Source organism: Prevotella sp. kh1p2, from assembly GCF_900111525.1.
Taxonomy (GTDB): Bacteria; Bacteroidota; Bacteroidia; order Bacteroidales; family Bacteroidaceae; genus Prevotella.
In genome coordinates this window covers 78,716-91,589 of sequence record NZ_FOHY01000005.1, presented here as the reverse complement: position 1 = coordinate 91,589, position 12,874 = coordinate 78,716, and the positions used below count along the sequence as shown (strand labels likewise).

At 54.7% G+C, this 12,874-nt stretch carries 6 protein-coding genes; all 6 read left to right on the top strand.

Annotation, left to right across the window (positions count from 1 at the left end):
* Positions 1–294 precede the first annotated feature (294 nt).
* The 6 genes from BMW31_RS04470 (at position 295) to BMW31_RS04440 (ending at position 12,873) form a co-directional block, all read left to right on the top strand.
* A complete protein-coding gene (locus BMW31_RS04470) occupies positions 295–3,609 on the top strand; it encodes a SusC/RagA family TonB-linked outer membrane protein (protein WP_091821643.1) in 3,315 nt (1,104 codons plus the stop codon).
* A gap of 11 nt (positions 3,610–3,620) precedes the next feature.
* Positions 3,621–5,207 (top strand): RagB/SusD family nutrient uptake outer membrane protein, encoded by a 1,587-nt coding sequence (locus tag BMW31_RS04465; protein ID WP_091821640.1) that lies wholly within the window; start codon positions 3,621–3,623, stop codon positions 5,205–5,207.
* 34 nt (positions 5,208–5,241) lie between these two features.
* A complete protein-coding gene (locus BMW31_RS04460) occupies positions 5,242–6,183 on the top strand; it encodes a zinc-binding metallopeptidase (protein ID WP_091821638.1) in 942 nt (313 codons plus the stop codon).
* Between the two features lie 11 nt (positions 6,184–6,194).
* A complete protein-coding gene (locus BMW31_RS04455; protein ID WP_091821635.1) occupies positions 6,195–7,517 on the top strand; it encodes a DUF4302 domain-containing protein in 1,323 nt (440 codons plus the stop codon).
* A 2-nt stretch (positions 7,518–7,519) separates the two neighbouring features.
* A complete protein-coding gene (locus BMW31_RS04450; RefSeq protein ID WP_091821632.1) occupies positions 7,520–8,581 on the top strand; it encodes a BACON domain-containing protein in 1,062 nt (353 codons plus the stop codon).
* Between the two features lie 1,013 nt (positions 8,582–9,594).
* Positions 9,595–12,873 carry a SusC/RagA family TonB-linked outer membrane protein gene (locus BMW31_RS04440; RefSeq protein WP_255404817.1) on the top strand — a complete coding sequence of 1,093 codons (3,279 nt, stop codon included), beginning with the start codon at positions 9,595–9,597 and terminating at the stop codon, positions 12,871–12,873.
* The last annotated feature ends 1 nt before the right edge of the window (position 12,874 follow it).

Genomic DNA, 12,874 nt, shown 5'->3' with positions numbered 1-12,874 from the left:
AAATAAGCCTTTTGATAATATCTTTTAAACTTTGAAACATAATTGTTTAGTTAATTAATGTTTATATTGTAGGCTTTAAGTTTAATTTTATTGCACGACTAACAAATTTAGTTTATTTTTGCGTTTATAACCTAACGGTTGACTGGTGACGGATTGTTAGCCACGTCGTACAATCAACGGGAAACAGTAAGTGTCAGCCATGGGAAGCCTTTCAGTTTTAAACTACATATCAAGTGACGCAGAGACGAAAAATAACTACATTGATTCAAACATACAACTAAAAAGCGAGATTTTATGGAAAGAAGACTAACTCTTATTTTGGCCTCCTTGTTCCTGTGCGTAGGAATGGCGATGGCACAAACAAAGGTTACAGGAACCGTAGTCTCACAGGAAGACGGTGAGCCCATTGTTGGTGCCACTGTTACTCTTGCAGGGACAAAGACGGCCACTGTTACCGATGTGGACGGTCGCTTTACACTGACGGTTCCGTCGGGCGCCAGGCTCACTGTAAGCTACATCGGCAGGGTTACCCAGACCGTTGTAGCCCGCAACGGAATGAAAGTAACGCTATCTGCCGACAACGAAACCCTCGAAGAAGTCGTGGTAACGGGTATGATGAAGGTGGACAAGCGGCTCTTTACCGGTGCCTCGACGAAGCTGAACGCCGAGGATGCTAAGATAGACGGTATGGCCGATATCAGCCGTTCACTCGAAGGAAGGGCGGCAGGCGTGAGCGTTCAGAACGTGACCGGAACCTTCGGTACGGCACCTAAGATACGCGTGCGCGGCGCCACCTCCATCTACGGAAGCTCCAAGCCGCTGTGGGTAGTGGATGGTGTAATCATGGAAGACGTGGTAGACGTGGATGCCGATGCACTCTCTTCGGGCGACGCCTCGACGCTGATTTCATCCGCCATCGCTGGCCTCAATGCCGATGATATCGAGAGTTTCCAGATACTGAAGGATGGTTCGGCCACCTCCATCTACGGTGCCCGCGCCATGGCCGGCGTGATTGTGGTGACCACCAAGAAAGGTCACTCGGGCCAGGCCCACATCAACTATACCGGTGAGTACACCATGCGACTGGTTCCGCGCTACGGAGAATTCAACATCATGAACTCACAGGACCAGATGGCTGTGTACCAGGAGCTGGAGCAGAAGGGCTACCTGCGCTACGCCGAGACGGCCAACGCCGCCAATTCTGGTATCTACGGGCACATGTACCAGCTGCTTAGCGCGTACGATTCTACCACAGGCCAGTTCCTCCTTCCCAACACTCCGGAGGCCAAGGCACAGTATCTGCGCGACGCCGAGTACCGCAACACCGACTGGTTCGACCAGCTGTTCTCTACCTCCATCATGCACAATCACTCGGTATCCATATCCGGCGGTACCGACAAACTGCAGACCCGTGCCTCTCTGAGCGCCATGTTTGACCCGGGATGGACGCGCCAGAGCAAGGTGCAACGCTACACCGCAAACCTCAACACCACGTATAACATCAACCAGAAGGTGAGCGTGAACCTCATCAGCAATGCCTCCTACCGCAAGCAGCGGGCACCGGGCACGCTGAGTTCCACCATCGACGCGGTGAACGGACAGGTTACCCGTAACTTCGACATCAACCCTTATTCGTACGCCCTCAACACCTCGCGTGCGCTCGATGCCAACACCTACTACACGCGCAACTATGCTCCGTTCAACATCCTGCATGAGTTGAACGCCAATTACCTGAACCTCAACGTGACCGATTTCCGTGCACAAGGCCTGTTGACCTATAAGCCCATCACCAAGGTTGAACTCAACCTGCTGGGCGCAGTGAAGTATTCGGCCACCTCGCAGGAGCACAACATCCTCGACGACTCTAACCAGGCAATGGCCTACCGCGCCATGGCAACCTCTACGATACGCGAGAACAACTCCTATCTTTATACCGACCCTGACAACATCTTCGCCCTGCCGGTAACGGTGCTGCCCTACGGCGGTATCTTTGAACGCACGGACAACAGCATGTTCGGATGGGACTTCCGCGCCTCGGCTGCCTATAACGACGTTTTCAACGAGGACCATATCGTGAACCTCTACGCCGCTTTGGAGACCAATTCCTACGACCGTCACCAGACCTGGTTCCGTGGTTGGGGCATGCAATACTCCATGGGCGAGATTGCAAACTACGCCTACGAGGTGTTCAAGAAGAGCAAGGAAGACGGCAACGACTACTATACAATGAGCAATACCCATACCCGCAGCGCCGCCTTTGCAGCCAACGCAACCTATTCCTACAAAGGTCGCTACACGGTGAACGGCACCTTCCGCTACGAAGGAACAAACGGTCTGGGCATGGCCCGCAGCTCCCGATGGCTGCCAACGTGGAACATCTCGGGCGCCTGGAACGCCCACGAGGAGAGCTGGTTCGAGAAACTGCGCCCCACGCTCACGCACCTCACGCTCAAGGCTTCGTACTCGCTGACGGCCGACCGCCCGTCGGTTACCAACGCGCAGGCCGTTATCGGCAGCCAGAACCCGTGGCGTTACATTACCAAGGACAGCGAGTCGAGCCTCTACATACGCGACACCGCCAACCCCGACCTTACCTACGAGAAGAAGCACGAGCTAAACCTGGGGCTGGAAGCAGGCTTCCTCGACAACCGCATCAACTTCGCTTTCGACTGGTACAAGCGTAACAACTACGACCTGATTGGCGTGGCCGACGTTGACGGAACCGACGGTGCAACGCAGAAGTACGGTAACATAGCCTCCATGAAGTCCGACGGTTTCGAGCTCAGTCTGTCCACTACGAACATCAAAACCAAGGACTTCAGCTGGTCAACCAACTTCATCTACTCGCATACTCACAACGAGATTACGGACCTCAACACCTCTACACGCCTCATCGACTTCGTGTCCGGTACCGGCTTTGCACGTGAGGGCTACCCCGTACGCTCGCTGTTCTCCATTCCGTTCAACGGGCTCAACGGCGAGGGTCTGCCCACTTTCCTCAATTCCGACGGCTCTACAACTGTCTCGGGCATCTACTTCCAGACGTCCGACCCCGAGGAGCTGGCCTTCCTGAAGTACGAAGGGCCGACCGATCCCACCAGCACCGGCTCGCTGGGTAACCTCTTCCGGTACAAGGGTTTCAGCCTTAACGTGTTCATCACCTACTCCTTCGGCAACGTTGTTCGTCTGGACCCGGTGTTCAAGAACAGCTATGACGACCTCACGTCGACGCCCAAAGAGTTCAAGAACCGATGGATGCACGCCGGCGACGAGGCCAAAACGAACGTTCCCACCATTGCTACACGCCGCCAGAACTGGAACGACAGCGACCTGAGTATTGCCTACAACTCGTACAACTACTCAACGGCACGCATCGCCAAGGGCGACTTCATCCGCATGAAGGAAATCTCTCTGGGCTACGACTTCCCGCGTACACTCGTTTCGCCGATAGGCATCAGCACGCTCTCTCTGAAACTGCAGGCCACCAATCTCTTCCTGCTTTACGCCGACAAGAAGCTCAACGGACAGGATCCTGAGTTCTTTAACTCCGGCGGTGTGGCCGTTCCGGTGCCCAAGCAGTTTACCCTCACATTAAGATTAGGACTCTAAACGACAAGAAAATGAAAACAAGAAACATACTATACAGCGCCCTGCTCCTGCTCTTGTCGGGGCTTACGTTCACCTCGTGTGACGACTATCTGGACGTTATGCCCGATAACCGCACCGTCATAGACAATGAAGAAAAGGTGAAGAAACTGCTCACCTCCGCCTATGCTGAGAACACTCACGTGCTCTTTACGGAGTATATGTCGGACAACGTAGACGAATTTCCGAACACCAACACAAGCCGGTTCCTCGACCAGATATACCATTGGGAGGACATCACCGAGACCAACAACGAGTCGCCCGAGCGCTACTGGGAGTCCAGCTACGCATCGGCAACGGCCGCCAACATGGCCTTGGAGGGCATTGACAAAGTGGGCGGAGCCACCAACACCACCCTGCGCGAGTGCAAGGCAGAGGCCTTGCTGTGCCGTGCCTATGCCCACTTCATGCTCGTAAACATCTTCTCAAAGGCCTACAACAGCAAGACCAGCGACAAGGACCTGGGCATTTACTACCAGTACGAGACTGCCTCGAAGATAGGAGAGGTGCACGATCGCGGCACCGTAGCAGAGGTTTATGAGAAGATAGACAAGGATATACAGGAGGCGTTGCCGCTCATCGGCGACACCCACTACGACGTTCCGAAGTTCCACTTCAACCAGAAAGCGGCCTACGCCTTTGCTGCCAAGTTCTATCTTTACTACGAGCAGTGGGACAAAGCCATTGAGTACGCCAACAAGTGCTTAGGTTCAGCACCCCGAACCATGCTGCGCGACTGGAGCTACTATACCACTCTGGCCAGCAACCGCGAGGCTTACACGCTGCACTACGTGGCCTCGGAGCTCAACTGCAACCTCCTGCTGCTCACCGGCTACTCCGTTGCAGGCGTGGCATTCGGCAACTGGAGCAGTTACAAGAAGTACACCCACGGCCCTTATACCGACAGCCACGAAACCTCGAAGGCATCGAACATCTGGGGCGATGCCGAGTTCTATGACGGCGGAACGAAGCCTTATACCTCCACGTCGGCAACCTACAACATCTTCTGGCGCCTACCTTACCTCTTCCAGTACACCGATGCAGTGCGCGGAATAGGTTACTACAAGACCATTTACCCGGCCTTTACGACCGACGAGTGCTTGCTGAACCGCGCCGAGGCGTACATACACAAGAAGAACTATGATGCCGCCGCAGCCGACCTGACGATGTGGATGCAGAACATCATCAATACCGGCATGACGCTCACTCCGCAGTCCATCAACGACTTCTACAAGCCTATAGCCTACTCGTACGATGCCGACGGGCTCTCTTCTACCATCAAGAAGCACCTGCACCCCACCTTCGAAATAGGCGAGGAGGGTTCCATTGACGAGACCATGTACCAGTGCCTGCTGGGCTTCAGGCGCATAGAACAGCTGGAAACCGGCCAGCGCTGGTTCGACGTTAAGCGCTTCGGCATCGAAATCCTGCGCCGTCAGATGGGCGCCAACGGTATGCCCGCCAAGGCAACCGACAAGCTCTCCGTTGACGACGAGCGCCGGGCAATCCAGCTGCCGCAGCGCGTCATCGACTCCGGAATGACGCCCAACCCACGTAAGTAATACGCATTCGTCATCAAATAAAGAGTTTTTCATCATGAAGAAATATATCGTTTATTCAGCCGTGGCGCTCATCTTAGGAGCCGGACTCAGTGCCTGTTCCGAGGACGAACTCTCGTCCGAGAGCGTCATCACCGTGGACCAGGTGCAGCCAACCGAGTTCGACAAGTGGCTGCAGGCCAACTATGTAAACACGTACAACGTGGAGGTGATGTACCGCTACTATGATGTACAGTCCGACCACAACTACTACACCATCCCTGCCGACTACGACTCGTCCGTCAAGTTGGCCCACATTATTAAATATGTGTGCCTCGAAGCCTTCGATGAGGCCGGCGGCATAGCCTTTACCCGGGCCAACTTTCCCAAGCTGCTCTACTTCATCGGCGACTGGGAGTACAACAACAACGGAACCTTCATACTCGGAACAGCCGAGGGAGGAAAGAAGATTCTCATGACTGGAGTCAATGAGATAGACAGCCACCTGGACAATGGAGCCGAGCTGAACCACTTCTATCTCAAGACCATCTTCCACGAGTTTACCCACATCATGAACCAAACCAAGGACTACTCGGCCGGCTACAAGCTCGTTACCGGTTCCGGTTACGTGGCCGGAAGCTGGAGTGACCCGCCCTACAACGGTGGGGGCGACGAGGCAAACTACTACCTCCACCACGGCTTCATCTCCAGTTACGCCCAGCACTCGGACTCAGAAGACTTCGCCGAGATGTTCTCCATCTACGTTACCAACACCCCCGAGCAGTGGGAGGCCTGGCTTAAAGAAGCCGAAACGGCACCCTCCGACGGCAAGGATGTAGACGGCCGCGGGGCCATTGAGAGCAAACTCAGCATGGTGAAGGCCTACATGACCGAGTCGTGGGGCATCGACATGGACGAGCTGCGCGACATTGTACTGCGCCGCGAGGCCGATATCGTGGCCGGAAGGGTTAACTTGACCGACATTAGCTTACAACATTAGAGACTACGATTATGAAAAGAAAGAATATACTGTTATACCTGTTGCTCCTTCTCCCGGCGCTGCTCATGCAGTCGTGCCTCAAGGATCAGGAGGACACTTTCGACCAGGCATCCTCCATCCGCCTGCAACAGTACCTCACGGACACGCAGAAAACCCTTACCGGTTCAAAGTACGGATGGGTCTTCGAGGTGTTTCCAGAGCCCAACCAGCAGTACGGCGGCTACGTGTTTACGTGCGAGTTCGACTCGCTGCAGGTACGGGTAGGCTCCGAATTGGGCGACGGCAAGTTCCATACCTCTTATTATAAGATGACCAACGAGGTAGGACCCGCCATCACCTTCGATACCTATAACCCCCTCATGCACTTCTTCTCCGACCCCTCATCGGCGCAGTACCAGGCCTACCAGGGCGACTTTGAGTTCGTGGTAGACAGCATAGGCACCGATGTGGTGAAGGTGCACGGCTACCGAACGGGCAACACGCTCTACATGTACCGCCTCACCAAGCCCGCTGACGAGTACCTGGCGGACGTGGCTGCATTCAAGAAGCAGTTCTCGGACGATACTTACACCCTCTTCGACGGCAGCATCAACGGCGTTGACGTGAGCGGAGAGATTGACGCGAGCAACCTCTATGCCGACATGACGACGGGCGACATAGGCTCCGAACCTTCGTTTGTGTACACCTCTACGGGTCTGCGCTTCTACGAACCCATACAGGTTGGCGACGCTACTTTCCGCGAGTTGACCTACGACAGCGAAAAGAAAGTGTACACGGGTACCGACTCCAAGGGGCAGGCCTTCACCCTCCAGGCTTCCTACCCCGAATGGGTAAAGAAGTTCCTTGAGTGGGCTGGCGACTGGACTATTAGCTTCCACTCCACTTCCAGCAAGACATCGGCCCTGGTGGAGAAGGATGTCAAGCTCGTGCCTCTTGCCGACAAGAGCGGCTTCGAGATGCAGGGACTGAACCCCAACTACAGCATCCTGCTGCGCTATGTCAGAGCAACCAATGTGCTGGAAATCTTCACCCAGGTAGTGGGAGTCCCGCTCGATAACGGCAATGTGGTGCGCCTAACGGGCTGGGATCAGAATGCCGGCTACGTAATCTATACCGATACTCAAGGCATGATGACCCAATGGAACGAGAAAACCCAAAGCTACGACTGGGTTGACAACGGCGTGTGGGGAACCTATAAGGTAACGAGCTTCATCCTCTATGAGTTCACTCCCGACCTTGGAACGCGCATAGGCCCTATCGGAACCAAGTATCCTGCCTACAACATCAATAACCGCGACCGCGTTTACTGGCTCACATCACTTAAAAAGAAGTAATTATGAAAAAGATATTCAGCATTCTGTTCCTGGCTCTGGGGCTGCTGGTCGTCGCCTCGTGTAGCGACGACGAGACGGCCAACCCCTACGCCCATGAGTCTACCATCGCCGTAGACAGCTCGCGGGTGCTCTTCGGCGCCAGCGCTGCTACAGGCTCCGTACACGTAAACAGCCCGCAGGGAGTAACCAAGGTGGAGTCTTCCCAGCCCTGGTGTACGGCCACCGTAAACGGCAGCAAGATAGATGTAACGGTAACGCAGAACGACTCTTACGAGGGCCGTGCCGCCCAGCTGACCATCTACTCCGCAGCAGGCGACTACGTGCAGGTAACGGTACAGCAGATGGGGTTCGTGCTCCAGCTGAGTGCCGGCAACTCCATCAGCGTGGGCGATGAGGCCGCCACCCATGCCTACGGCATGAAGCACAACACCGAGGTTACGTTCTCATCGGATGCCGACTGGATGAGCGCCACCGTTGTTGGCGACAGCCTGAAGATTACCTTCACCGAGAACACCACCCAGAACATGCGCTCGGGCTGGCTCAAATACCAGTCGGGCAGCATCCAAGACTCCATCTTTGTGCGCCAGTTCGACTTCGACAAGGATCTGCTCGGCTACTACGGCCTGATGTACTACACAGCACAAGGCTGGCGGTATCTACTGGCCCAGATGGCTAAAAAGACCGACGGCTCCTACGCGCTGCAGCTTATGAGCGAGCCCTTCAAGACCGCCGGCTTGGAAATTCCATTGACCGTAGACACCCAGAAGGCAACCATCAAGATGTTCAACCTCGCCAATCTGGGCACGTTAGAGGGCAACCAGATACTTGCCATGGCAATGGGAGATACGGGAGAAGAAACCTATTACTTCTACAGTCCCGACATCAGCATGGACGGAACGTACAGCCAAGGCAGCGACGGAACCTGTACCTGGGACTTCACAGCTACCGGACTGGAAGGCTACGAGTTCGTAGGCATGTGGTTTGGCCAGACAACCGACGGAACTTACAAGACCTTGCAAGGTTTCATGTTGTCACTGTACTACTTCTACCTGCAGCGTATTTAGAAAGCGAAAGGTCTCTCTTTATAAACCTCATACTACCAAATGAGTGATACATAAAATCTCTATTACATGACGGAGGCGGCCTGTTGAAGGTCGCCTCCGTTGTGTTTGTGGGGAGAGCCTACCCCAACCCTCCCGAAGAGAGGTGGCAGTGAGAGGGGGAACTCTTCTCTTTCTCCCTTTGGGAGGGTAGGGGTAGGCTCCCCCTCTGCTATCGTTCAAGCCTCTTGAACCTATCCTTCAAGCTCCTTGAACCTATCCATCAAGGGCCTTGAATGGCACCTTTAATCCTGCTGCTTGGTAAGAGCGGGCAAGTAGCTGTCAATCAGCAGCATAACAAACCGGTATCCTCCCCTTGGAAAGGGGAGGCGGAGGAGGGGATGACAGGGAGCCTACCCCTGCCCTCCCAAGGGGAGGGGGCTTTACAAAAGCGATGGTTGAGCAGCAATGCTCCTTCCCTTCGGGAGGGCCGGGGTAGGTTTTCTCTTTGGAAAGGGGAGGCGGAGGAGGGGATGACAGGGAGCCTACCCCTGCCCTCCCAAGGGGAGGGGGCTTTACAAAAGCGATGGTTGAGCAGCAATGCTCCTTCCCTTCGGGAGGGCCGGGGTAGGTTTTCTCTTTGGAAAGGGGAGGCGGAGGAGGGGATGAGAATTGGCAGTAAAAGTGTGAAAAGCAGCTGAAATCATCCCCTCCTAACCTGTGAATTGTGAATTAAGAATTATGAATTAACTGCCTGCTGGTTGCGAACGGCGGCTTGTGACATCCCGTTTAGTTAATTATTGTTTAATCTCCGTAATATTTTGTTTATATCTGTTGCAACATTAATAAATATACTCTAAATTTGCAATAATAGGCATACTGACTGCCATTTGTTTTGTGCATTGAACATGCAGTACACTTACGGGGCAATGCCCCATACTATGGAAAAATTCTGTTAGCCTCCTGAAGTTAACTCAAGTTGCACTAACCGGAGAAAGAAAACATAAACCTATCGTTAAACTTAATAGTGAAATCTTATGGAAAAAAGACTAACGATGTTTCTTGCCTGCCTTTTCCTGAGTTTGGGAATGGCGTTGGCACAGTCAACAGTCAGTGGCACCGTGGTCTCTGCGGAAGACGGTCAGCCCATTCCGGGCGCTGTTATCCGCGTGGCGGGCACCCAGACGGGCACGGTAACTGATGCGAACGGCAAGTTCTCTATCGCTGCGCAGCCGGGTGCCAGGCTCGATGTGTCGTACATAGGAATGCAGTCCAGGCAGGTAAGGGCACAGGCCAACATGCGCATTGTGCTCACTCCAGACAACCGAACACTGGACGAGGTGATGGTTGTTGCCTACGGTACGCAGACCAAGTCGTCGTTCACAGGCTCGGCGGCCGTTATGGGCAAAGACGAGCTGAAGCAGAAGATAGCCACCAACGTGGCCGATGCACTGGTGGGCTCGGTGCCGGGCCTGCAGCTAACGGGCGCCAGCGGCCAGCCCGGCAGCACGCAGGGCAACATCCATATCCGCGGTATATCCTCCATCTATGCCAGTACCGACCCGCTCATTATCGTGGACGGCGCACCTTACACGGCTTCGTTGAGCAATATTCCGCAGGACGACATCGAGAGCGTAACGGTGCTGAAAGATGCTTCCAGCGCCGCCCTCTACGGTGCGCGCGGCGCTTCGGGCGTTATTCTCATTACCACCAAGAAGGGCGAGAGCCAGCAGGCACACATCAATCTGGAAGCAAAATGGGGCAGCACCAGCCGCAGCGTGCAGGAGTACGAGACCTTTACAGACCCCGCGCGCTACATGGAAGCCTACTATACCCAGTTTTACAACTACGCTTTCTACAAGCAGGGCATGACGCGCGAGCAGGCTAACGCCTGGGTAAACAGCCGCCTCTTTACCGACTCAAACATAGGACTGCAGTACAATCCTTTCACCCTTCCCGACGGTGAGAAGCTGATTGGGCTCGACGGCAAGATAAATCCGCAGGCCAAGTTAGGCCGTTCGTACAAGTACGGCGACGAGACTTATTATATCTTGCCCGATAGCTGGAAGGACGCTGCCTACCGCCATGGCTTCCGCCAGGAGTACAATGTGAACGTGAGCGGAGGGACCTCCAAGATAAGTTTCTACTCCAGTCTGGGCTACCTGAAGGAAAAAGGAGTGTTGGAAAACTCTGGCTTCGAGCGCATCACAGCCCGCCTGAAGGCCGACTATCAGGCCACCAACTGGCTGAAGGTGATGGCCAACGTGGGCTTTGTACACTCCACCACGGAGTCTAACCCCAACCTGAGCAACACCGTGAGCAATTCGGCCAACATGGGCTACTATACCATGTACATCGCCCCCATCTACCCGCTCTACGTGCGGGTGCTGGATGCCAACAACAATCCTGTTATCAAGACCGACCGCTACGGGCATCCGATGTACGACTTCGGCGTGCCGTCCACCAACTTCCCCGGTCAGGGTTCGCGGCCGTTCCTCAATACAGGTAACCCCATCGGAGCCAACAAGTACAATCAACTACTGTACAAAGGCGACCAGGTAACGGGCCAGTTGAACTTCGATGTCACCCTGACGCCGTGGCTGAAGTTCACGTCGACCAACTCCTTCAACCTCGGTCTTACGCGCTACTCGCACTATGAGAACCCGTTCATAGGCAGCGCCGCCTCCGAAAACGGTTCCATCGACAAGTACAGTGACGTACCTTTCCGCCAGAATTACGTGCAGACGCTCAACTTCCACAAGCAGTTCGGACAGCATGACTTGCAGGCTATGCTGGGCCACGAGTGGTACAAGAACAAGGAAGGTTACCTGGAGGCATTGGCCCGCGGAGGCTTCTCGCCCGACATCAAGGAAATAAACGCCTTCGCCGACCGCTACGACAGCTACTCCTACAGCACAAAGTACAACGTGGAAGGTTACTTCGGCAATGTGCTCTACAACTACGACCAGCGCTACTTTGCACAGGCTTCGTATCGCCGCGATGCCTCCAGCCGCTTTGCCAAGGAGCACCGCTGGGGCAACTTCTGGAGCGTGGGCGGCGCCTGGATTATCTCGAAGGAGGGCTTCTTCAAGAAGCTGAATGCCGACTGGATTGATAACCTGAAGCTGAAGGTATCGCTCGGTCAGCAGGGCAACGACGGCATCCCGAACTTCTACTTCCTTGAGCGCTACCGCTTGTCAAAGGGCGACAAGGCCATGTTACCGTCGTTCTATTCCATCGGTAATCCTGACATTACATGGGAGACGACCACCAACTTCAACGTCGGACTGGAGTTCGCGTTCCTGCAGAACCGTCTGAGCGGAGAGTTGAACTTCTACAACAAGAAAACCACCGACATGCTTTTCTGGCTCAGCGTGCCTGAGAGCATGGGCGTGCGCGGCTACTACGGCAACCTTGGCGATATTCGCAACACGGGCGTGGAACTCATACTGAACGCCGACATCATCCGCACCAAGGACATCACCTGGAACGTTACGGGCAACATCTCGCACAACTCGGCCAAGGTGCTCAAGCTGGCCGAGAACAAAATCAAGCAGTACGGCGGCTTCTCGCAGGCCGATGTGAACAACGGCTTCAATGTCGCCATGTGGTATGCCGAAGGCCAGCCGCTCTACAATGCAATGCTGGTGGAGTATGCAGGTGTGAGCGACAAGGGCGAACCTCTTTACTGGGTAGACGAGGATATCTACAAAGCCTATCAGGCGGGAACCATGTCCAACTCCAGCAAACCGGGTACCAAGCACTCCTTTACCACCACTAACTGGAGCGAGGCCACCTACTATACCCACTCCATGCTGCCCAAGGCAAGCGGAGGTATATCCACAACGCTGCGCATATATGGCTTCGACGCCAGTGCCACCTTCGACTATCAGATTGGCGGCAAGATATATGACTTCGGCTATGCGGGACTCATGGGCCCCGTATATTCAAAGACTTCCGGCGCTAATTACTCTGTAGACGTGCTCAAGGCATGGACCCCCGACAATACGTCGAGCAACATCCCGCGCTTCATGTACGACGATTCCAACGTCACGTCGCAATCTACCCGCTTCCTGACAAGCGCCCGCTACCTCAACTTCCAGTCGTTCACGGTGGGCTATACCCTGCCTTCCGCCCTTACGCAGAAGCTGATGCTGAGCCGCGTCCGCGTATTTGTACAAGGCGAGAACCTCTGTTTCTGGTCGGCACGCAAGGGCCTCGACCCGCGCTATGACTTCCAGGGAACCCAGGCGTCGGGCCTCAACACCTACGCTCCTATACGCACAATCGTGGGCGGTTTACAAGTTTCTTTCTAAT